Raw genomic sequence first — 24432 nt, 5'->3', positions numbered from 1 at the left:
CAAGCCAATTACTAACCATTAGAAAGCCTGCTAAAACTTTCCTTTAAGCATTTTGTTTCTGCGCTTCCAAAGCATTCGAATTTGCTTGGTGTGAAGCCACGGTTTGAGGGTTTGTAGCTGTTCATAAGTTAATTCTTCGAGTGCAGATTTAAATTTATCGGTCAAAATGATCTTGGCTCGCTTGAGTATTTTGGGGCGCTTTACACTGGTACCAAAACTTTTCGAGTGGTCAATAAAAACGATCTGCCAATCGTCCCTCTGATACATGATATTTGATTGGTTACGATCAGTATTCATAATTAAATAATCGAATGAATCCATTAAGTTCACTTGGTCGTGAGGATTGCAATATCCGTTATAATAAATTTTCTCTTCATTCATCACTAGATCAGAAATCAAACCATCAACCCATAATTGTAAAGCCCCTTTTCGACCTTCGATTGTCCGCTCTACTGTTACAGGCACGAGCCCAATTCCTAGCATTCTGTCAAGTTTATAAGCCGCAACTTCATATTGATATCGATCTGCTTTATCTTTCCCTTTATTCCACCCCCCTTTCTCAATATCGGGGTAAGAGTCTTTATATTTAAAAATCCCTTTGATCACTTTCCCTTCTTTTTCAAGGGTTACTTTGAAAGGTTTGGTAATGCCTTCTTTAGTTCCTTTTTTGTGAGTCATTTTCGCGGTCGTCAAAAACTCTTCAACCTGACTATCACTCATATCGTATGGATTTGCCCACTCGCGATTGGGAGCAGTTATCGATGAGGCTGTTTCGCCGGTTAACCCATTAATAAATGTAACTTCGTTATTTTCATCGATTTTAGCCGCCCAAGGCTCACCTTTATAATAAGGTTTTAGCATGCCTGTATCTAAAATAATCAGCTGACCGTCAAGCCGATCAAGCGGTTTACGCTGTTGACTGGTTGTATGACCAACCCACAACCGTGTCGCATCCCATTGCTTGAGTGTACGCTTGAGATTATCTGACTCAAAATAAGGGTGACAAATTGCGTTACCTCGATACCAGGTAGGACTATTTTTCGACAGCAGTAACTTCTTTTTCGATTTGGTATAAGCTTTTTTTCCGCGAGAGTTTTTTAACGGTTTAACAAAGTGATCCCTTTGTTTATAAGGCGGATAAAATGCTAACCGCTGGCCTTTGTTTAGTGACAACCAACTTTTTAGATAATCAGACAGTGTCTCTTTTAATTCTTCGTTAAGTTCTTCCAATGATTTGCCATTAACATTTTTTGATAATCCACCGTGGGCGAAAATCTGTTCGTTAATTTTTATGACATAAGGTAGTTCCATTAGCCACTTTCCATAATGACTCGTTGGTTGATAAGCTAACTGTTGCGCAAAAAATCCTTTTCTATATTGTTGATCAAATTCTGCTTTCGTTTTTTCATTATCAGTATGACGATTCACTTTCAAATATTTTTGGTATGCCGCTTGCCGAATTTCATCGGTTTCATCAGCCGCAAATTCATCAATTTCCTCGTCTGAAACATAACGAAGGTCGCCGATTAAATTCATCACTTCGTGATTTCCTGCCACAATATGAAACCGACCACCTGCCGCTATGGCCTCAACTTGAAGGCGCATAAATAAATCGATCACTTTTCGCGTCGCCGGCCCCCGGTCCATGAGATCACCCAAGCTAACAAAGTGAGCAGAGCCGCCAATCCACTTATCTTGCTCATCAATTAATTTTAGCTGCCTCAGTGTTGCATGAATTTCAGTGTAGGCACCGTGGATATCTCCAACCACATAAATCGGAGACTCAGTTTCAAAACTAACCTGGTTGTCAGCACTTACCCAAACACTACAAGCAAGGCTGGAAATAACGAAGACAATTCTTATTATTTTTTTCATCATTGATCTGTTCCTTCCAAAAGATGTGCATGAACAAAAGTCACTTTTATTTTACTGCTGGCCGTAAGCCCTTCAAAGTCGGATGCAATCACTTCAATATTCAACTCGCCTTCATGCCCTACCGGTGGGTTAAAAGTAAATGTTCGAGTCATTCGGTCAAACTTTATCCATTTAGGCAGAGGTTGACCTGATACTCTTCGGGCATGAAATTTAAGCGCGTCGCCAATATCCGGATCAACAAAAGTACATTCGCTAATACTAAATTTTGACATACTTCCTGACGGCATCTGCAAATGAGGAATCATCGCCATCACCTGAGGTGGAGAATTTCCTTGCGTTTTCTGAACTTCAAGTAAATTATTGTGGCCGACTTTCCATGCTAGCGTAAACAGGCATGCCGCCAGGATAAAATTGCTTAAAATAAAACCGGACACGCCAAGCTGAAAATACTCGATGCCAACAAAAATAAATGCGCCGTATAACAAGTCGCCAAAACGATAGAAAAAGGTTTCTATAGTGGTTTTTCCCAAGTACTTTAATTTTCTAGGCACCGGTAAAAATAGTGCATGGCGAGTGGTGTTTTGTACCGAATAATTGGCACTATTTTCGGCGATCATTGCAATGCGGATAAAAGAAAATATTGGAATAAAAAGCATTAGTCCGTAGCCAATTAGCATAATAATCGGCAAAACCAGTATCGCGCCACGCAAACCAACCCACTTGAAAATTCTAGACACGAAAAACAATTGTAAAATAAAGCTTCCTAAAGTAATCCAGGAATAATAAGTCGAATAAAATTGCCCTTGCCAGGCTTCAACATCGGTTATCTCTCCAGACGCCACTAGTTCTTTTGTATGCTCGTTGACCAGGTGAGCCAATATGTATTCACCAGTAGAATTGATAAAAACCAGAACGACAACAAATGTCGCTATCATTAACAAATAATTATTTTTGAAAACGACTAAAAAACCATCTAACCATCGATGACTATCATCCTCGTGGTGGACCGGCTCTTCATTAGCAGAAGCTTCTGGAATAGTCCCATCAGTTTGACGAGTAAGAAAAACAGAGATTAATAACAACGCAACTGCCAACATCATAATGCCGACAATACCAACATGAGGGAATATTGGTCCGGCAACTCGAGAACCTAACCAGGCACCAAATGTTGCGCCAACGGCTAAAATAACAAACAACCGCTGACCGCTCCTTACATTGTACAAATCCGCAGCGAAGGCCCAAAACTGCGCAACAACCATCACGCTAAAAATTCCTAACCAAATGTAAAACACCATGCCGACATTGATTTGCAAGTATTGCAACGCGGCGAACATCACCAGGTTTAAAATAAAAAATGCCAATACATTACTAATGATAATGCTACGATTTTTATTTTCGGCAAAATGATGAAACAGCACCGAAAACAATGGCACTATAAAAATCAACAGTCCCGCCTGAATTGCAGTGGCGTAACTTTTATACTCAGCACCGCCGTATGCCAATATTAAAGGTTCGCGAATCACCTTAAGCAGGTAGTACGCAGACATTAGAATACAGGCATTGAGCGTTAGTAAAATACAACTCTTTCCCTCTCCAGGCTTAACAACGCTAATGAGGTTAAGCAAGCGTTCCCACCAACTATGGCTTTGAGAGGCTTCAGCTTGCATAGGCAAATTTCCTTAATTGTTCGTTATTAGAGGTTCGATCTTTTCGAAATTATACAACATTATCAGCAACTAAGCGTAATTTAAGCCGTCCTGCCAGTGGTACGACCGCACACTTCCTACAATTATTAACAAAACACTGCAGTAACTTAACAGCATCGGATAATCGCTTAACAGCATCAAAAACTGACTGGGAATAAAATTAGCTTACACAATCAACACAAGGACTAATCAATGAAATATTTCCCCGGTATTTTATTAATGATTGCTTTGACGGGCTGCAAATTTGATAGTAATTCAGATTCCAATAAATCAATTACCGTTAAGGCAACTGGCATCACTAAACCAGTTTTGCTCAGCGAAAGCATTTCAAATACAACCCACGAAATTACTCGCGATGGCAATATCGTAATCAAACTTCCTGACGGGCAAAAAATGTACCATCTCGAGATTTTAAAAACCAATCAGCAGAGTTGTGGCCTCGATTTACAGTTAGCACTAACTTGTAGCGAAGGTGTCTGCGATACCCGTTATGAGCCGGTGTGCGGAAAAGAACCATTAGCTGGTGTTCAATGTGTCACAACCCCTTGCCCCACTGATCGATATAAAACCTATGGTAATGTTTGCGAAGCCGATATTGCTAACGCCTGGTTTGCGTTATCAGGCGAGTGCGGCGGCCTTGATGAATTAGCAACCTTTCATATTGAGCCGGCGCAAATAGTTGATCTCGCGGTGATTTCAATTCTGGTGGAACCTTATCAACTCAAAAGCAAGAGTATTGAAGATGATACCTTGACACTCCTTTTTGAAGTTGCCGGTGGCTGTGGTACTCACGAATTCAGCTTATATGTCGATAGTGACTTCAATGAATCAGCGCCACCGCAAGCCAACTACACTATTGGTTATCAAAATCAGGATGACTGTGAAGCTATGGTTGAAATCGAAAAGCAGTTTGACCTGGCACCAATTAAAGAGAATTTCAGGCGGCTCTTTCCCAATGAAACCGGGAATCAGACAGTCAACCTGGGTGAATTAGGCAACTACGTTTTTTCCATTGATTAGTTAACCGATTGGCTTGCCGAAGTCCGTCGATAGTATCTCTAACTTTCGCGGAACTTTGGTAAGCATCTTACTGAAGATTTGAAAATTCCGCCTGAATTTGATTATCGCAGGAAGGAATTTTTAACCGTAAATTAACCCTACACACGAATTGTGTTTAATTTTTCAGCGATTTTGTTGGAAATATTGCCACGTTTTTAACTAACGCATATTGAATTTTACCGAACGAAAAAAAAGATTACTTTACGCTACGGAACATAAGCACGCACACAGTCTCGCTCTCAAACAATACCCTTCGAGCCAACTATTTTCGGGAACCATAAGCCGGAAAAGTAAGGGTAAACTGGTCAATCCTCAAGGTCTCATTTCACTAAAATGGTTGGTTTTTGTTATAATTCGCGCCTCAATTTTCCAGAGAAAGTCAAAAGCCTTCGAGCGTGACAATCTCAGTTGGAGTCGACTATTTAAGTCAACTGGCTCAATCAATCAGTTTATTTTTGATTAAAAGGTACGCCATGTCGCAAATCAATCAACAACCTTATCAGTCAACGAACAAGATCCGTATCGTTACAGCTGCCTCCCTCTTTGATGGTCACGATGCAGCGATTAATATAATGCGCCGTATTATTCAGGCAAGCGGATGCGAAGTCATTCACCTGGGACACAACCGAAGCGTCCAGGAAGTCGTTGATTGCGCAATTCAAGAAGATGTTCAGGCAATTGCCATGACTTCCTACCAGGGCGGCCACGTAGAATATCTCAAGTATATGGTTGATTTATTAAATGAACGAGGTTGTGGTCATATCAGGGTATTTGCCGGCGGCGGTGGCGTTATCCTCCCCGATGAAATTGAAGAACTGCACGCCCATGGTGTTGCCCGAGTTTATTCGCCTGACGATGGTCGAGAATTAGGCCTTCAGGGAATGATCAACGACCTGATCGAAAAATCGGATTTTCCCACGGGAAATAATGCCGGTAATGCTATTCCGAAAACTGATGAGCACTGTGAAATTGGTCGACTAATCTCTGCCGCAGAAAATTATCCGGAAGAAAATAGTGAAATTCTAGACCTTGTCAGAAATGCAGCTAAAGCTTCAAAAACACCAGTGTTAGGTATTACCGGAACTGGTGGTGCAGGAAAATCTTCTCTGGTTGATGAGTTAGTAAGACGCTTCCTACTCGATTTTGACGACAAAAATATTGCCATTATTTCTGTCGACCCAAGCAAGCGAAAAACAGGCGGCGCATTACTTGGTGACCGTATTCGAATGAATGCAATCAACAACCAACGAGTTTACATGCGCTCTCTGGCCACCAGGCAATCAAATCTGGCACTTTCACCGCACATTCAAGAAGCGGTTAACATTGTTAAAGCGGCTGGTTTTGACCTGGTGATTCTTGAAACTTCAGGAATTGGCCAGTCAGATACAGAGATTGAGGAACACTCCAATGTTTCAATGTATGTAATGACACCTGAATATGGCGCAGCAACGCAATTAGAAAAAATTGATATGCTCGACTTTGCCAACATTATTGCAATTAACAAATTTGACAAGCGCGGTGCATTGGATGCGTTGCGTGATGTTCAAAAACAATTTCAACGCAATCATATGCGTTTTGAAGAAGCAACCGAGTTAATGCCTGTCTATGGAACTATTGCTTCACAATTTAATGACCCTGGAACGAACGAACTTTATCGCAACTTAATGTTGTTGGTTAATCAACAAACCGAAGGCGATTTGCAAACTAATTTCGAAAGTAACGAAGAAATGTCGGAGAAAATATTTATTATCCCGCCAAAACGCAATCGTTACCTTGCCGAAATTGCAGAGAATAACCGCAGCTATGATGAATGGGTTGAAGAGCAAGCCGCACACGCGCAAAAAGTTCAAAGTGTGACTGAAACCATGGCGTTGCTGGAAGATAATGACGAGCTTCGCTCATCAGTTGAAGCGCTTATGGAAAAAGCAGAATTAAAACTTGATCGAGAAAATAGCAAGTTATTAGATAACTGGGACGAAGAAAGAAAACAATATCAAAATGATGTATTTGTTTATAAAGTCCGCGACAAAGAAATCAAAGTAGAAACCCATACTAAATCGCTCTCGCATCAATCGATTCCCAAAATTTCTGTACCTAAATATAGTGGTTGGGGCGACCGTCTAAAGTGGAAATTACAAGAAAACTACCCAGGTCAATTCCCTTTCACCGCCGGCGTGTTTCCATTTAAGCGCGAAGGAGAAGATCCCACTCGGATGTTCGCCGGTGAAGGCGGCCCTGAACGCACTAACAGAAGATTTCATTATGTTTCTAAAGGGATGCCCGCAGCCAGACTTTCTACCGCTTTCGACTCGGTAACCCTTTATGGTGATGATCCAGATTACCGTCCAGACATTTATGGAAAAATTGGTAACTCAGGTGTTTCAATTTGTTGTTTAGACGACGCCAAAAAACTTTACTCAGGGTTTAGATTAACCAAACCCACCACGTCGGTTTCAATGACTATCAATGGTCCTGCGCCAATTCTGGTCGGCTTTTTCATGAACGCCGCTATCGATCAAGAATGTGAAGTCTATATAAAAGAAAATGGACTGGAGCAGAAAGTCAAAAACAAAATTGCAGAAATTTATACAAAAAAAGAACTGCCCATTCCAACCTATCAAGGCGAAATACCTGAAGGCAATGATGGATTAGGTTTAATGCTGCTAGGCGTTACCGGTGATCAAGTTCTTCCAAAAGATGTCTACGAATCAATTAAGTATGACACCATTCAGAAAGTTCGCGGCACGGTCCAGGCCGATATTCTGAAAGAAGACCAGGCACAAAATACCTGTATTTTTTCAACCGAGTTTGCACTGCGCTTAATGGGCGATGTGCAAGAATATTTTATCGAGAAAAATGTTCGAAACTTCTACTCAGTTTCAATTTCCGGATATCATATTGCAGAAGCTGGCGCCAACCCGATTTCTCAACTTGCGTTTACGCTGGCCAACGGTTTTACTTTCGTCGAGTATTACCTGGCACGTGGTATGGATATCAATAAGTTTGCGCCTAACTTCAGTTTCTTCTTCTCTAATGGTGTCGATCCTGAATATGCGGTTATTGGTCGAGTCGCTCGTCGTATTTGGTCAAAAGCAATGAAGTATAAATATAAGGCAAATGCTCGCGCGCAAATGCTTAAATATCATATTCAAACTTCCGGTCGTTCTCTGCATGCACAGGAAATTGACTTCAACGATATTCGCACGACGCTACAAGCTCTGTACGCCATTTACGATAACTGTAATTCGTTGCACACTAATGCCTATGACGAAGCGATAACGACACCAACCGAAGCGTCAGTTCGTCGAGCAATGGCAATTCAGTTAATCATCAATCGTGAACTTGGTTTAAATAAAAATCAAAATCCATTACAGGGTTCATTTATCATCGAAGAGTTAACTGATCTGGTAGAAGAAGCTATTTTGATGGAGTTTGAGAGAATTAGTGAACGTGGCGGCGTGTTGGGCGCAATGGAAACCATGTATCAACGCTCCAAAATTCAAGAAGAGTCGATGCATTATGAAATGCTGAAACACACCGGAGAATATCCGATTATCGGCGTTAATACTTTCTTATCTTCTGAAGGTTCTCCTACAGTAATTCCGGGCGAAGTGATTCGCTCAACCAAAGAAGAACGCGTTTACCAGATTGAAATGTTGGAAAGATTACACCAAGGATACTCTGACGAAATCAGCCAACAAATCAAATCACTGCAAGATGCAGCATTACATAATCACAATATTTTTGCGGTATTGATGGAAGCGACAAAATATTGTTCACTTGGCCAGATTTCTCAAACCTTGTATCAGGTGGGCGGGCAATATCGGCGAAATATGTAATCGTTAAATCACCTGAGTTTTGAGTGATAAAAAAAGCCTTCGCAACGAAGGCTTTTTTATTTCCATAACAATTATTTCGTCACTTGGCTAATATTCTGAAAATAATCGAATGCCCAACGATTTAATTCTAACGACTCAATTTCTTCTCCATAAATGTACTCAGCGGGTCATCATGATAGTCACCAAACGCCCCGCACTCAGCATAGCCTAACTTCTTGTATAAGCCGATAGCATCTTGAGAGTAAGGTCCAGTTTCTAACCGGGAAATGTAAACCTCATTTTCAACTAAAATAGACTCCAGGTTAACTAGAATTTGCTTAGCCAGCCCTTTGCCACGATGAAGCGGCGGCACGTAAACTCTCTTTATTTCTCCATATCCTTTAAGAATTTTAACTGAACCGATTGCGATTATTTGCGTGGACTCAACAGCGCCAAGAAATTTAACATTGTCTTGTTGCAAAGTTTCAATTGAGTCAAGATGACAGCTTTCAGGTGGATATAATTTACTTTGATACTCATCAAGCTCCCTGATAAGGTTTTCCGCGTCTTTCGGATTAATTTGTTTTATTTCTATTAAACTCATTTCCTTTCTTCGCTCTTCAAAATTTTAACTTTAATTCTTTTATTTCGAGTCAATTAGCCTGGTCATTTTATTTAGAAACTTCCAATTCATTTCAACATCTGCGAACAACTATTACTCTTTTCTTCAGTAGGAATAACAACCATCCCCTGCAAACGCTTTGAATTACATCGCTGATCATTTACCACATCTCTGATTCTAATTTCCTTAACTTGTTTTGGATACAACTGTTTTATTTCCGCAAAAATTTCTGGGTCGTGCTCACCCGAGTCGCCGATTAAAATAAACTTTCGCTGCGGGAAATGCGCTATTATCTGGCTTATCTGCTCGAGTTTTTGACGTTGTGTCGCCCCACCTGCAATTAATTTACCAATATCCTGATAAGTTTCTGACTCGAACAAGTTAGTTCTGACATTTTTCATATGAAAACTCCCATGAGGAAAACCTTCTTTATCACTAAATAGAAAATCTTCAATGGGTCCATATAATTGCCAGGGAGCGCCCGATACATAGTGAAAAGCTGTGGTTTCGTCAAAACTTCTATACTTATTCGCCATTCCTTTCGCCGCCTTAAACGGTTTAAAAAAAGTATTGTGTAAAACAACAGGATTACCCAGAGGAATTTGAGTGACTTTTACTGTGTCATCAATGTCTGAAATCACCGATACCCCTTCAGGCTCGACCAAACGAACTCGTCCAACTCCAAAATGATCTGATGAGACAGCATGGAAACTTAACCAGCCATTTTGAGAGTTTTGAGCTTTCGATAATTGATTTGCTTTTTTATAGGGTAGCTCAAGCAATCCCGTGATTGTTCCGTTAAAATCAGTTTCCGGCTCATTCGTGATACTTTCGATCACAAATACCTGTTTATCAGGGTCATTATCAAATTGAATCTTAATGACCTCACCAGATTCGCTATCTCTTAAAAAATCTCGGGCACGTGACTTAAAAAGCCGTTTTTGCTGTTCGGTCAAATCTTCGAGTTTAGCTTTATGTTGTATTATTTTACGTGCTGTCTTTAAGGTAAGTTTACGAAAAAAATCTAAATCTTCACTCACCCAAAGCCTGACGGGAATTTTCCAGCGCTCATTGGACTGATAACCATATGTTGTATAGAAGGTGACTCTTTTTTCAGCCTGTTCTGACGCAGTGCTGTCCTCCTCTGCGAGGCATTTAAGCGGCACCCAAGCAAAAATCAGTATTAAAGAAATTAAAAACAGTCTAATCATTCAATGCCTCATTTTCATGAAGTTGAGTTAGAGTTTAAGATAGTCAGTAGTGAGGAAATAGCACTAATATCGTTGCTGTTTCGGCTTCAAAGGAGCCAATAGCAAATAGAAAATCCAGACAAACCAGGAAATAAAAACAATCCCTAACAACCAGGCAACTTTTTCTGATCCTGAAGTCCTGTTCGAAGTTAAAACGAGAATAAAAGGCAGTAACCAAATAACCACCGCTAGTAAAATAAATAAACTCATTCCCATATGTCGAGACTTCCATTAGTCAATTATTAAGTCGCTAAGCATAGTAATACTAGTGCTTAACGGTATCGGGGGCAAACAACAAATAAGCAGACAACACTTAACTTGTCCATTTAAAGCATCCGGTGCAGCTATTTTAATCAATGATACGAACTCTTGGGTTTTGAGCATCATTTGAGTATATAGTATTTGTTTCAACGAAACTCAGCCTTCATTATTTCATGTTAACAGCGTTGAGTTTACCTGCTATTAATCCAAGTTTTGCTTAAGTGAGTCAAATTGAACGCAAAAAAAAGCCGGTATAAATACCGGCATCAGGTAAGTCACATTTCTGAAACTGTTTGTCTTATTTTTGTTTGTGAGTCATTAACCAATATTGATCAAAGCTCGAAATCTTTCTTGTCCTATAACGCTAGTATTTCGCTTTACGATTTGCGAAATAAGCGTCGGCTTTTTTCGCAGAAACTGTCAGCCAGTGCTGAAACTTTCTTAACCACTTTCGAGCAGATGGATACTCTATTGCTAAAATCCCTAGACCAATCGGAATCAGTAAAAATGCCGGTCCTGGCAAAATAATCAGCAATAGCCCTAATAGCGTGACGAATACTCCAACTACCGTAATAATGGCCTTCTTCGCTGGTCGACCAACCGGGTTATCAAAAACCTCCGCAAATGATTGCTTTACTCTTTGTTTAAAAGCTTCGACACGTCGATTGCTTCGTCTCAATTGTTATTCTCCATGTGGCCTGCGTAGAGCTATTTTATCGTCCAAACACGTTATTGAGTTTGTATAAATGTAACAAAGAATTTATACAACTTAATAGATACTGTTCTAACTCTTTGTAATTAATAACTTTTTAATAAATTTTTTATGATTTACTCCGCCAAAACTAGCGGTAAATTAAAATTACTACTTGATCACACATACTATTTGCCATACAGTATAAAACACATACTATGTGACGCACAGTAAAAAGCGATTATTCCTCGCTATAACGATTACCGGATTATCCAAATGACCGATAGTGAACATTATCAAAAACTGAAACTTGAACTTCGACGCGGCGTTCTTATTTTGGCCGTTTTAGCGGAGCTACGTGAAGAGCACTATGGCTACTCGCTCAGAAAAAACTTAATGACCAAAGGGTTAGAAATTGACGAAGGCACGCTTTATCCACTGATTCGAAGATTGGAAAAACAGGCCTTACTGACCAGTGAGTGGCGCGAAGAAGGCAATCGGAAAAAGCGGTTTTACCGACTATCTGAAATCGGCGAAAAAACGCTGGAGAAGTTAACCAAAGACTGGCAACAAGTCGAGTCTACCCTGAATAATATTTTGCAATGAAAAAGCAAGCGGAGTACAACATGAAAATGATCAACAATTACCTGAGCAATCTGGAAAGCTATCTTCCCGACGAGCTGAAAACAGAAGTTAGAGAAGAGCTTGAGTCGTCAATTTACGGGCAAATTGAGGATCAGCAGGCAGAATTGGGACGCGAGCTCAATGAACAGGAACAAGAGCAACTGCTCAGAAAAATTGGCCATCCGATGCGAGTCGCTTCAGCCTACTTGCCTAATCAGCAGTTAGTCGGCCATGAATATTTTCCGGCCTACAAAAAAACCGTTGAGATTGCACTAGCCATCGTTCTTGGGATATCGGTAATCACCTCTATGCCCTGGGTATTCACAGCGGACAACCTGATCGGCAGTGCAATTTCTTTATTTGCTGAGGTGGTTCATACAGGGCTTTATGTTTTCGCTATCATTACAATTATTTTTTATTTCTTGCAACAAAACGAAACCAGCCTGGATGAAATATATGCCTGGTCCCCAAAGAACTTAAAACATACATATTCAAGAATCTCGATCAGTCGTATGGAAACATTATTCGAAATGATTGTTGAAGTTCTGTTTTTGTCCTGGTGGAATGATCTATTAACATGGCCTTCAGCGGTAACTGAAGAGTCCATAACAGCGACTGTATCGCTCAGTCCTGAGTGGGCGGCGGTATTCTGGAGCGTTAACATTATCTTTGGGTTAAGCCTTGCCATCAACTTCCACAAGTTAGTAATTGCGGGCTGGAATAAATTTACTCTGGCGACTAATATGGCGCTAAACCTCGCAACTTTGGTGGTACTCGTCCAGATCGCAGGGTTTGAACAATATGTCATCTTTACCAACCCGTCTGACGACAGTATTCAATTGGAAGATTCAGCGAGGATACTTGAAAATGTTGTATTGGTTACTATGGGAATCATTGCAACTATCGTGGTTTGGGACACTTATTCAAACTTCAGAAAAATGCTGAACAGATAGTTAAACTTCGATGAATGGGTGTTTCGCTGGTTTGAAGAGCGGTATTTAGAACTGCGAAACACTCATTTCACTAATAGAGAAACAATTTCTCTTGGGAACAGGTTAATATCCGAATAAAAAACCTACTCTTCCGGCCCAAGCATAATCGCTAACCAACGGGTTTTATCATTGGTTTCCAGCGCTATCTTAATGGTCATGGTCAATGGAACTGAAAGAAACATTCCCACGGATCCAAATATCCATCCCCAGAAAATCAACGATAAGAAGACCACAAAAGTCGAGAGCCCTAACATCTTACCCATAAATTTAGGCTCCAGGTAATTACCAACCAGATTGTTCACTGCAAAAAAACTAATAGCAGTCCATAAAACTGCAGCAGGCCCTAATTGAACAAGCGCCAACATTAACGCAGGAATTGCCGCAATAATCGAGCCGATGTTTGGAATATAGTTCAGCAGAAATGCAAGCATGCCCCACAGGAACGGATAATCAACACCAATAATCACCATCAAAATCGAGATTAATATGCCTGTTCCTATACTTGCAGCCGTTTTTATCGCCAGGTAGTGTCTAATTTTCCCAAGTACGTGGTTAACGTGAACCATTTTATCCTGGCTATTGGAAAATGCTCGGGCAAATTTACTCGGAAAACTGGTGATTTCGCTAAGGATAAAAATGACCGATAAAAATATCACGAAAAAGTCAGAGAAAATAACGCCGAGTCCACCAATCACTCTGGTCACTAACGCCATAATGTCTGTTTTCTCGATAATCGAGGCGATCTCAATTCCCTCAGCAGGAAGTCCGACAGACACCATCCAGGCAGTAAGCGCACTCAGCTGAGACTGCAGCTTTGAGGCATAAACTTCCCTGTTTTCATTAAAAGACTGAACCGAGTCACCAACCAGGTAAACAATGAGCGAGACAAACAAAAGTATGGCCAGTAGCACTGCAATAATGGCGATGCTTTGCGGTACTTTTTTACTCACTAACCAACGGATAGATGGCGTACTCACGACCGCGATAAATAGCGCCATCAAAAACTGCGCAATAAGCGGCGCAGCAACTTTTAACCCAGCAATCACAATCACTAATGCCGCTAAAGTTAATAGTAGAGGCGTTTGACGTTCAACCGACACGGGATTCGTCATTCTTTTATCCTTTTAGATTAAAACATTTTATCTGTAGAAAGCAGATGGCGTTAATTCTTACCGAGCATTCGCGTTAACGTCGCATCTTTACTCAGCCAATGATGCTTGAATGCAAACAATATATGCAAACCAACCACTGCTGAAATGATCCAGGCAGCTATTTCATGAACGCTATGAAACAAACCGGCAATTTGATGATTTTTCTCGTCGAGACCAGGAATGGTAAACAAGCCGAACATATTCACTGATTTTCCGGCTGCGATTGACATGATCAATCCCGAAACAGGCATTAGTAAAATTAGCAACATTAAAAACCACTTGCCCGCATGAGCCAACTTAATATCTAGCTGGCTATAAGATTCCAGCGGTTGTAGTTTTTTATTTGAAAGTGTCCAGTACCAACGAAATAATGCCAAAATTAGCAAAATAACTCCGGTAGCTTTGTGCAGCGCGTATATTTTCCATTTAAGATCGCCATCTTCCATATTATCCATCACAAATCCCACCACAATCATTCCAATTATCATCGCGGCCATCAACCAGTGCATGATAATTGTGAGCTTTCCGTAGTGACTTTCGGTATTTCTTAGTGACATATCAACCCCACCTTTAATTTTTCTTTTTGTTACTGTTCTTTTTTATAACATAAGAACGGGTGATCCGCGACTATTACACCATGGACAACGACAAGATTATCCTTTAGCCCAATATTGAATGAGCCTGAAAAGGCTAAGTTGCTAACTTCGAAGTAGGAATTACTCGTATCAAAAGCCTGGAAATAAGATACATTAGCGGCGTCAATACTAAAATGGTTGTCACCATGTCAGCCACAGTATGATATTGCTGATAAAGCATGAGTAACAGATACGCAATAAAGGAAATAAGTATCCCTATTCTTAATTTTCTGCCATCAAACCAGGTAAAAACCACAATTGCCAGGGCAAAAGCAGTATGAGTGCTGTAATCTAACCCAAACGAGTGCCAGATCATCCAACGATTATCGATGAATTGGAGCAAGTAAACCAAAGCCAACAGTAAAAACAATTGCGCAACTCTCAAGCTACCTTGGTGACGCCCTTGCGTACGAAAAACATGCACTATGACGCTAATGGCTATGACTAACAAAATCGGACTGTAACTATCAGCAACCCAATCCAACTTTTCATACAAGCTCATTATTTTTCCTGTTAGTAATATTGGCTTATCAAGTTAACGATAAACAAAGAGAAATAAAACGAACTTGAGTATATTTTTATCGTTAAATTGAAGCAACGATTAATCCAATTTTAATTAACAAGAAACATATGGCTCAATTAACAGCCAAGTGTCTCAAAAAGAAGTTTGAGACAATGGATTATTTGCTGGCGCGATGAGTAGAAAATTCGTGTGGACTTTTCATCATTTCACCTGGCTCAGCGATAAATAATTCATCGGGAAAACCTCTATCAGGTTTGGAGTAATCACAAACACCTTCAGGAAATATTGTCTCTAATTGTTCTTGATAATTTTCCATATTGATCGAACCATACAACCCTTTACGAATCGCATCGGTCACACTTTGTAATTCGCACTTAAAAGTATCACCTGCCAGATCAGCTCCTGCGACACTTCGCGACTCAGAATAAATGGGATAAGCGGTCATACAATCCCCGTCGAATTTTCCGTTCCACATACCATCCCAGACATTTGCCCCTTGGGCCAAAACTTCACCATGTGCAGAATAACAACGATCAAAGGCATCTGTCGGCCGACTGGCCGAGATCATTTTTTCGTAATCATTTTCTCTTTCACTAATTGAGATCCGTTTGAATTCCACTAACCATTTATCAATCATATCTAACGCGTCGGGCAAAGGATTGTGGGGTTTTCGGGTCATCCAGATTAGCTGATTATTCGCATGCCCTTTCGCTTTTAGCATTCGCTTTCTGGTGGAAAATGAAGCTGAAGCATGGTGCATATCTAACTCATCATCCAAGTAATGTCTTAAATCGATCACGGGAATTTTTGTCGTTCCAAGAAATACATGGCCTGATCGATAAGCGGCTTTCATTGCTTCCAGGCTTCCCTCTGTTCGAGCTGCAACAACTTGTTCGCTCGACTCGCTGGTTGACATATTCTGCTCTCCCCACACTGAAATCCCAGCGCTTAATGAATCACCACCAATCCCACCAAAACGCTCCGGCGACATTTCTATGGCCGACTTCCACCCGCCAATATTCGCGTTTATATTTAGAAATTCTTCCTCAGAGATTTGCTTCTGCAATAACGCGGAAAGCCCGTATTGAACGCCAACATTATCGAAAGTTTGTGCAGCGTATCCGTGCTCGTTAACACCGTAAAAAAACTTCAAATCTTCCCAGTGCGACCAGTGGGTTTGAGATAATACTTGCGGAGAAAACCGTTGATAAAAATGGATATATGTTGGGTTGTTAACCAGCGCAGTAATTCCTCGCCAACCGTTGGAGCATTCCGTTAGTCCTCCATTATATGATGGTAGATTTCCTTTCAGAAAAAGCGACAAATCATTCAGGATAGAAGTCTTATTTCTCACCCCGCTTTTTGCATTTAAGCCGGCCACAAAACGTCTATTCTCCCAGGTTTGCCACTTCTTATTATTTCTGTCGGTCACATCAAAGTAATATTCCAGCAGCTCACAATCAAACACATAAGTCGTTTGAGTAATCATATCTGGGTACGAGTAAAGTGCGATTGCTGCATCAAGTAGTGAAGGGTTATTTTGAGAAATTAAATACTGCTGAATAGCGCCGCCGGAGCCACCAACACCAACGGTATAGTCTTCTTTTCCATACAGTGCATTAAACTGCCGTTTGACTCTTAAAGCAGTATCTTCGGCAAGCCAGATATTAAAATGATTGGCGGTTTGATTGCCTGTCGAAAAAATAACAGCATATCCTTGCTTAAGTTCATCGACCCGCCGCTCCAGTAAACGAATCGGTTTTCCTTTTCCTTGTTTGTGACCAACACCCACGCCACCACGAAATTGATAAATTAAACGCCGATTCCAATGTTCTGAGTCGGGCCGGCTTAAGCTTCCCTTAGCACCTTTTAGTACTGCAATCGTATAAATAAAACGATTGATAGTGCCACTTTCAACTCGCACAATAAATGGAATATTTTTCCCACCAACATCAATCAAGTTTATGTCGCTGGTTGAGGCTGTTAAAGGGTAAAAACGATCATCTTTGTTACTTTGATAATAATAAATAGCTCTCGTTGGAATAGAACAATCTTTGCTATAGCCCAAAATATGATTGGTTTTTTCGCCGGACTCTCGCTCGATATAAACAGGCATGCCAATACCGTCGTAGTTATCAACCAGAGGTTGACCCAGGTTTGACTCTTCGGTATTACAAAGGAAAGGATACTGTGGCGGACCTGAAAACAGGGATTGCACCGGACCTACTTGACCTAACTTAATTAAGTCTGGAGTTGGATCAATAGGCCGCATTAAAACGGAAGGATGCGGTCCTTTGTAAGCCTTAATTAATTCACGAGAAAACTCTTCGCCCGGCGTTTTTTGAACTTTGGGAAGATGATCGTATTTGTGTTCGTATCGGTAGTACTGATAAAAAATATTGGAAAACAAAAAAACAATTAACAACACTGGAATGAGTAACAACAGCTTCCAACTCATAGAATACTCCTTGAATTAGAAACCTACCTCCGCAGGTAGCCTTCAAAGAACCATCAAAAATCTCTTTGCCGTCCCAGTGAATTGTTAAAAATATCTTATTTTAATCTAATATTCTATCTCGCATTGATTGATCAGCTTTTTCAATTGCCGATCGCTGCCGCATACTTTAAGTATATTAGATCAGAGATAATTTTGCTGGCTAATCGAGAAAAGATTTTTTCTACGTTTTATTTCAAAAAGTTAAATTAGTGAATTGAAGCGAATTCTAGAAATGAATTTTTGCAGAAGCAAAACTTTTATTATTACTGTGATAATTACCGATAAAATGGGAGAACAAATCAAATAAAACAAGTACCATCAAGACAAGCATCATCATGAAAAGCCAGCTTGCCAGAAGTGACTTTTCAAGATTATTTTTTACAACAGCCGATTTAAAATACTATCCAATTTGGCACGCTTTACATTTTTCATCAATTTACAAGCGGCATCAGGATAGTCATTAATCGTTTGAATTTGCTCAAAATGATCAATACGATTGGTATGCGTTAAGATCTGCTGGTACTCATGTTGAAATTTTTCTTTAAGTTGCTGGTTTGGATCTTGAATTAGAATTCCATTCTCCAGATCAAGTGACCATGCACGTGGATTAATATTATGGCCAGTAATTAAATGGCAGCTATCGTCACAGCTCATTCCTTTTAAATGAAAACTGTTATCATCGTGTAACCACAAATGAATATTCAGCAAGCCAGTATCTACAAACTTTTGGTTTCGCTTTACAAACTTTCTCAAATTAGTTTCGTAAATGTAGGGAACTATTCCTATCCGATTAAACGCTTGATCTTCAGGAATATAAAAATCATTCGCAACTTTATCACCCACCACAATGTTAACTTTTTTCCCATTTTTCAGGATCCGCCGAATGGCCTTGCTCACTTTATTGGGGAAGTTAAAGTAAGGTGTAAAAATAATGATTTTGTCTCGCGTATTCTTAACCATGTCGTAAATGGTCATATTCAACGGATTTCTACGCCCGCCAAATCCCAACAACGGCGTTATCGCTACATCTTCTTTTTCTAGTGGATTAAGATCAGGGGTGAATTGGTAATTACCAACTCGGAGACTCTTCTTAAACTGTCGAATTAACGGTTTAAGTTGCTTTTTGCTAAGTGCTGTTGGTTCTGTTAGCGATTTTACAGCAGAGGATGTAGCCAGATATCGCTGCATAAAACTCACCATGCTGTCGGTCAGTTTCTTATCTTTAATCACATGATATCGATCATAACGATAGCGCGAGTTTTGTTGCAAATAAATATCATTTAAACTCGCACCGCTGTAAAGCAATGTATCATCAAAAACAAATCCTTTTAAATGGAGTACGCCCAACATTTCTTTACTTTTAACCGGCACACCCAGTATATCAATCTGATGTTCAAACTTTCCGGCATATTCTCGATACAAGCGAACATTACCGATGCTTTCCGGCTGCCCCATCAACCCTCGCTGGGCGCGAGAAAAGTCGACAAATATTTTCACATCTAACTTCGGGTTAGCCTGCTTAGCCTCATAGATTGCACTCAGCACTTCCTGACCAGATGCATCATCTTGCAAATAAAGTGCGGTCATATAAATCCGCTGTTGAGCGTCTTTGATCAAACCGAGAAGCTTTTCTCGAAACTGTAAAGTCGTTTCGATTATGCTGATATTTTCCGCTTCTGTTGATATCGAACTTAGAGTGTTAATAAACGACGCTCCTTTTCCAGGGAATTGCATTAGTTACTCTGCTCTTCCCATAAATTTCTTGTCGGCAACATTAATCTTAACTTTCTCGCCATTAGAAATGTACTCTGGAACCTGAATGGTCAATCCTGTCGGAAAACGTGCAGGTTTAGTTCTCGCCGATGCTGATGCCCCTTTAATCGAAGGATCTGTCTCTGATATTTCCATTTCAACAGACTGGGGTAGCTCTAGCCCAACGGTACTACCGTCAACTGTCAGCACCACCAAACCTTCAATAGATTCATTAATAAACAATAGCTCATCTTCTATATCTGCGCGCTTAAAGGTAAATTGGCTGTAATCTTCATTATCCATGAAAATATAATCATCGCCATCATTGTATGAAAAACTCACGGCATGACGGCTCAGTTCAACCTGCGAGAGCACGTCGTCACCTTTAAATGTGTGCTCGACTTTACCACCAGTGGTAATGTCGGCGAAGCGGGTCTTGTAGAGTGTCGCCGCTCCCCGCGCACTGGGACTATGGACATCGATATGTTTAACTAACAATAACTTACCGTTGTATTCCACGGCCATACCGCGTTTTAATTCACTCGCTCTAGGCATCGTTTCTCTTTTCTATCGTTAATTTATAAGCTATTTTTCAAAATTGGAGGCTATCATATCTCTTCGACGAGTACGAATTCAAGTGATAGTTAAGATAACCGGAAGACCAAGAGCCTGCGCGGCTTCCAGCTATTTGAAGGTATGCGAAATGAGGCGTTCGCCTTCAGCCATCACAAAAAAAGCCAATAAAAAGAGGCTTGCCGCTTTTCGACCAGCCTCTTTCAAATTAGTCCCTTAGACTTCAATCAATCTTCAATAAAAATATCTTTATAGGAAACATAAATTGAAGCGATCATGGTTGGACCTAACACAAGTAACCCAAGACCTATCGGGATGACCGCGAGGATGTAGAGAATAAGCGCGATGATTCCGTAAATCAAAAAAGGCACAATATTTTTTAAGCAGCCCATGAAGCTCATTTTTAATGCCTCAGGAATCGATAAATTGTTGAGAATGATAAGCGCAGGAGCAAACCAGATTGCCATCGCCAATGGGATCATCAATAACATGACAAATAAGAAGGGTAGCAAAAAGCCCAAAGGATCGGTTTCAATACTTTGACTAGCGGCTGCATCATCCCCCATGACCAATGACAAAGCGATTGGCCCCATAACGATTAGCATTACGATTACAGAAATCACTGCCATCGCTACCGATAACAATATCAACTTCCCGGTGTTGTGTGAAAATCCCGCAAACAAATAGCTTATTTCAAAAGGTTTCCCTTCATCTTGCGCTCGGCAACCAGCCATATATCCCGCGATCCAGACATAGGTCGTCAGCATGACAAAAATTTGCCCGATTATCGGCACAAAATTCGCAACAAGCATCAAGATAAACCAGACAATGATAGTAAGTATCCAGTTCAACCAACTTTTCTTAAAAAAATCAAAACCGCCGGAGATCCAGCTCCAGCCATTACCAACGGATACCCCTCTAGGCCCGACAAGCCGAAAAGCGCCTTTTGCACCTGGCTGCTCTATGTCGGCGTCTGGTGTTTGATATGGATTTTCTGACATATTCTTTCTCCCTTGCTTTTATTGTTAACAGTCGAGTCGTTCCGGTATTACCCCTTACATTGCTGCTGAGTTTTCGTTCAGCTTTATCTACTTCTTTCGGTCCGTCTACTCTAGAACTATTACCTCCAGAACTATTACCTCCAGAACTATTACCTCCAGAACTATTACCTCCAGAACCATTGGCTCCAGACCTATCTGCTACTAGTTTATTTGCCCCAGACAATTAAACACTCGACACCCGATTTCGGAGATTGTCAATCTTGTGACTAACCTGAGCTTAGGGAAAACGATTGATCTCCGTTCTAAATTTTACGCATGTGCATCTAATCACTAACTTTGCAGGCGATAAAATGCCTCTTCAGAATAGCAAGTGATGCACTACTTTTGCAAGAATAACAATGATTTAGCTTAACTAGTGATAGTATCCAGAGATAAACGATAGTGATAATTGACCTGTTCTTCACTGTATTGGTTCGATTTGGCGATTGGGCAAGCCAGTCGAGCCAGGCAACGGTTCTCACAGAGGGAATTCTGCTTTTTCCGATAATCCAGGCATTTTTCTAATGACAGATCGCCGTCACGCAGGGCTTCAGCAGGACATGCGCTAATGCACGGTTTGTCATGGCAATTATGACATGGTGATAAATAGGTATGAGTAATCAGCTGGTATTGGCTTTTTACCAACACCACGGCACGATAAGCAAACCAACTTCCCCACTCTTGATTAATTCCGACTCGAAACGGTGAAGGATGATGCCACCCCGCCAATTCGCCCAGTTTTTGTAGTCCGATCGGTTTATTATTTTGTGCCGGGTTATTCGGAAAAATGAGTTCAAATTCATTTTCAGCAAACCTTTGAGCAAAAAATTGAGTGACCATTTCAGTCGAAAAATCATCAATCGGATCTTTCGATTTTAACGGCGAATTTTTCTCACCATGAGGCTGCAAACGAGTTTGCCATTCCTTGACTTTCTGCCACATCAATCTCCCACCGTGGGCAATAACAATCAGTTGATTATATGCTTTAAGATTTTCACTACATTCGAGTAGTTGCGTCTTAACCACATCAGGTAAATCAGCGATCTTAAAAATAGCATGAAGATTAAGCCCTTGCTCAGATAACTCCTTGCCATCGAATTTTAGTTGGCTCATTGGTCTCTCCCCTGAATAGACTGAGGCTTTTGCTCTTCAGGATATGCTTGGCTAATTTTTTCGAAAACTAGCTGCAGCCTTTCCAAACCAGTATCATCAGGAATACCAAAACGTATCGCATTCTTTTCGTCACAAAGCCTAACATAAACTTTGTGGCGGCAGAGCCTTTCAAACCACTGCTCGGCCGAATTTGTCTTTACCGTCAGGAAAAGATCAGTTCCAACAATTTCATCTAATTCAAATTGAACTGTCAAAAGCGCTTGCAATTTTGAGCGCTGAATAGAAAGCCGTTCGCGTTGCCGACGCTGCCACTCTAAATCACCAAGCGCCTTTTCGGCAATCAACAACGCAGGGCCATTCACTTGCCACGGCCCCAGCATATCACGGAGTTGCTCCAAAATATCTTCTGTTGTACAAACGAAGCCAATACGAATTCCGGCCAATCCAAAAAACTTTCCTACTGAACGTAACACGATAACGCAATCACTCAACGAGCTTTCCTGTTTCATGACTTCAGTAATCATCGAACATTGGTGAGAAAATACGTCCATAAAAGCTTCATCTATCACCAACCAACCACCAAGCTCCGATAAATTTGTAGCGAGGGCAATCAGACTATCTACCGCAAATTTTTCCCCTCCGGGATTATTAGGGTTAATCACAACCACCACACAATTTCTGGTCAATTGTTCAGGCTGAGGAAGCTTCCGATAATGAACGACTTTAAAACCTTGATCACGCCATGCTTTTTCATGTTCTTTGTAGCCGACTTCAGGCACGAAAACTTGAATGGTTGACGCATCACTATTGCTGGAAATATTTTTACGTTTAACCATAGGTAACGATTGAATAACACTCTGACTGCCATTGGTGACCATTAAACGACTTGTGTGAATATTCTCATTCAAACCGCTGATTGATAATAAATTATTTCCACTATAGTAATTTGTCGCTTGTTGAATCAGATTAGCCGAAGGAACAGGCAACTCACGCCAAATTGACTGGGGAATATCAGAAACAGGGTAACTAAAAGGGCTGATGCCAGTTGACAGATCGAGCCAGCCCTCTGTGTCTAGATCAAATTGCTCAGCAACTGAGTTGAGTTGGCCGCCATGTGTCAAACTCATTGCAATAGACTCTTCATATTTTAACTAACTCTATCATATATTAATTAACCCCATTCAATTAACTCACCGAACTAAACCGTCCAATCCAATTCTAATGAAACCGACTCAAATAAAACGATCTATCATGAAACTAAAACCCCGGAAATATAAACCAGATAGAAACCGAGATTAGCATCAACACATATACAAACAAAATACTTGCGCGTTCAACTAGCGACAGGCTTCTGTTGATATCTGTTGTCGCCGCGGGCTCTGCTTGCCCCAGAACAACCGACTCAGTGGATTGACCGTGATAAACAGCCACTCCGCCTAGTTTTATTTTCAAAACATTTGCTCCCATGGCCATCACCCACCCGCCATTTAAACTTTTATAGCGTCGACTTTGCATTAACGAGCGACGAATGATTCGAGTAATGTTTATTAAACGCCGCGGTTTTGCGAGTAAATAAAATGCGCCGGTTATTTTAGCAGAAGGCCAACCAAGCCAATCATCAGCTTTGGCAGCAAACCAACCAAAATGAATAAAACGCTCGCTTTTGTAACCCCACATCGCATCCAATGTGTTTGCAAGACGGTGTAAAATAACCAACGGCGCGCCGCCTACCGCATACCAAAATAAACTGGCAAGAACTGCGTCATGTCCATTCTCAAGCACAGATTCAACTGTCGCTCGGGCGATCGCCTTGTCATCCATTGATTGGGTTTCTCGGCTAACGATTAAACTGACTGCTTGTCTCGCTGCGGTAATATTTTTATTTGCTAAGGGTTCAGCAATATTTAACGCATGCTGTTTCAAACTATTTAACCCTATCGCAAAATAAACGACAATGATATCTAGTAAAATAAACAGCCAATTGGAAATAGCTTCAGATGGAAGAGAGGTTGAGGCTAAATAGTAACTGACCGGCAATGGCAGCACGACAATGTTCCAGGCGAAAAAACCATAAAGCCTTTTTAATGTTTGAACTCGACTTCGCCCACAAAGCATTTTTTTGTTAAAACGCGATTCGATTTGATTCGCTAAATTACCAAACCCAACCAGCGGATGAAAGCGACTCACCTCACCAAAATATCGGTCGATAATGATCGCAATTGATAACACCAGAACACCGGTTAACATGGC

General features: G+C 40.7%; 19 protein-coding genes. 4 read left to right on the top strand and 15 right to left on the bottom strand.

Annotated elements, in window-relative coordinates; all coding sequences use genetic code 11:
- Positions 1–30: 30 nt before the first annotated feature.
- Both FLL46_RS01820 and FLL46_RS01815 read right to left on the bottom strand, forming a co-directional pair.
- Entirely contained in the window at positions 31–1878 is a 1848-nt protein-coding gene (locus tag FLL46_RS01820; protein ID WP_142891709.1) for a metallophosphoesterase, read from the bottom strand.
- Positions 1875–3542: an ATP translocase gene (locus FLL46_RS01815; protein WP_142891708.1), complete on the bottom strand. Its 1668-nt coding sequence runs from the start codon at positions 3540–3542 to the stop codon at positions 1875–1877. The genes FLL46_RS01820 and FLL46_RS01815 overlap by 4 nt, the downstream gene beginning before the upstream one ends.
- Before the next feature lie 231 nt (positions 3543–3773).
- Here FLL46_RS01815 and FLL46_RS01810 point away from each other — a divergent pair, with 231 nt between their 5' ends.
- Together FLL46_RS01810 and FLL46_RS01805 are read left to right on the top strand one after the other, a co-directional pair.
- Positions 3774–4601 carry a hypothetical protein gene (locus FLL46_RS01810; protein ID WP_142891707.1) on the top strand — a complete coding sequence of 276 codons (828 nt, stop codon included), beginning with the start codon at positions 3774–3776 and terminating at the stop codon, positions 4599–4601.
- A 512-nt stretch (positions 4602–5113) separates the two neighbouring features.
- Entirely contained in the window at positions 5114–8479 is a 3366-nt protein-coding gene (locus tag FLL46_RS01805) for a methylmalonyl-CoA mutase family protein (RefSeq protein ID WP_142891706.1), read from the top strand.
- Between the two features lie 127 nt (positions 8480–8606).
- Here FLL46_RS01805 and FLL46_RS01800 read toward each other — a convergent pair whose 3' ends face one another.
- From FLL46_RS01800 to FLL46_RS01785, 3 genes are all read right to left on the bottom strand, one after another.
- On the bottom strand, positions 8607–9062 hold the full coding sequence (locus FLL46_RS01800) for a GNAT family N-acetyltransferase (protein ID WP_142891705.1): 456 nt from the start codon (positions 9060–9062) through the stop codon (positions 8607–8609).
- Between the two features lie 86 nt (positions 9063–9148).
- Positions 9149–10291: a phosphatidate phosphatase App1 family protein gene (locus FLL46_RS01795; protein WP_142891704.1), complete on the bottom strand. Its 1143-nt coding sequence runs from the start codon at positions 10289–10291 to the stop codon at positions 9149–9151.
- Between the two features lie 664 nt (positions 10292–10955).
- Positions 10956–11270: a PGPGW domain-containing protein gene (locus FLL46_RS01785; protein WP_142891702.1), complete on the bottom strand. Its 315-nt coding sequence runs from the start codon at positions 11268–11270 to the stop codon at positions 10956–10958.
- A 288-nt stretch (positions 11271–11558) separates the two neighbouring features.
- On the opposite strand from FLL46_RS01785, the gene FLL46_RS01780 reads away from it, so the two are divergent.
- A complete protein-coding gene (locus FLL46_RS01780; RefSeq protein ID WP_142891701.1) occupies positions 11559–11888 on the top strand; it encodes a PadR family transcriptional regulator in 330 nt (109 codons plus the stop codon).
- A 20-nt stretch (positions 11889–11908) separates the two neighbouring features.
- A complete protein-coding gene (locus FLL46_RS01775) occupies positions 11909–12859 on the top strand; it encodes a hypothetical protein (protein ID WP_142891700.1) in 951 nt (316 codons plus the stop codon).
- Between the two features lie 122 nt (positions 12860–12981).
- Here the strand turns inward: FLL46_RS01775 and FLL46_RS01770 are convergent, their stop codons facing one another.
- The 10 genes from FLL46_RS01770 to cbiB form a co-directional block, all read right to left on the bottom strand.
- Entirely contained in the window at positions 12982–14010 is a 1029-nt protein-coding gene (locus FLL46_RS01770; RefSeq protein ID WP_142891699.1) for an AI-2E family transporter, read from the bottom strand.
- Between the two features lie 50 nt (positions 14011–14060).
- Complete coding sequence (locus FLL46_RS01765; RefSeq protein WP_142891698.1) at positions 14061–14606, bottom strand: cytochrome b; 546 nt, start codon at positions 14604–14606, stop codon at positions 14061–14063.
- Positions 14607–14739: 133 nt separating this feature from the next.
- Positions 14740–15186, bottom strand: a complete 447-nt coding sequence (locus FLL46_RS01760; RefSeq protein WP_142891697.1) for a hypothetical protein — start codon at positions 15184–15186, stop codon at positions 14740–14742.
- Positions 15187–15364: 178 nt separating this feature from the next.
- Entirely contained in the window at positions 15365–17665 is a 2301-nt protein-coding gene (locus tag FLL46_RS01755; RefSeq protein ID WP_142891696.1) for a DUF6351 family protein, read from the bottom strand.
- 417 nt (positions 17666–18082) lie between these two features.
- Positions 18083–19438, bottom strand: a complete 1356-nt coding sequence (pssA, locus tag FLL46_RS01750; protein ID WP_142891695.1) for a CDP-diacylglycerol--serine O-phosphatidyltransferase — start codon at positions 19436–19438, stop codon at positions 18083–18085.
- A gap of 3 nt (positions 19439–19441) precedes the next feature.
- The gene (gene efpL, locus FLL46_RS01745; RefSeq protein WP_142891694.1) at positions 19442–20011 is read right to left on the bottom strand and encodes an elongation factor P-like protein EfpL; all 570 of its coding nucleotides are present in this window, start codon (positions 20009–20011) and stop codon (positions 19442–19444) included.
- A 245-nt stretch (positions 20012–20256) separates the two neighbouring features.
- The gene (locus FLL46_RS01740) at positions 20257–21030 is read right to left on the bottom strand and encodes a BPSS1780 family membrane protein (RefSeq protein ID WP_142891693.1); all 774 of its coding nucleotides are present in this window, start codon (positions 21028–21030) and stop codon (positions 20257–20259) included.
- 408 nt (positions 21031–21438) lie between these two features.
- Positions 21439–22182: a hypothetical protein gene (locus FLL46_RS01730; RefSeq protein WP_142891692.1), complete on the bottom strand. Its 744-nt coding sequence runs from the start codon at positions 22180–22182 to the stop codon at positions 21439–21441.
- The gene (locus FLL46_RS01725) at positions 22179–23309 is read right to left on the bottom strand and encodes a threonine-phosphate decarboxylase (protein WP_142891691.1); all 1131 of its coding nucleotides are present in this window, start codon (positions 23307–23309) and stop codon (positions 22179–22181) included. Before FLL46_RS01725 ends, FLL46_RS01730 begins: the two co-directional genes overlap by 4 nt.
- Positions 23310–23439: 130 nt before the next feature.
- Positions 23440–24429 carry an adenosylcobinamide-phosphate synthase CbiB gene (gene cbiB, locus FLL46_RS01720; RefSeq protein ID WP_142891690.1) on the bottom strand — a complete coding sequence of 330 codons (990 nt, stop codon included), beginning with the start codon at positions 24427–24429 and terminating at the stop codon, positions 23440–23442.
- Positions 24430–24432: the final 3 nt, after the last annotated feature.

The organism is Aliikangiella coralliicola, from assembly GCF_007004725.1.
GTDB classification, from domain to species: domain Bacteria; phylum Pseudomonadota; class Gammaproteobacteria; order Enterobacterales; family Kangiellaceae; genus Aliikangiella; species Aliikangiella coralliicola.
The sequence above is the reverse complement of the archived record's forward strand: the minus strand, read 5'-3'. Positions and strand labels throughout refer to the sequence as shown.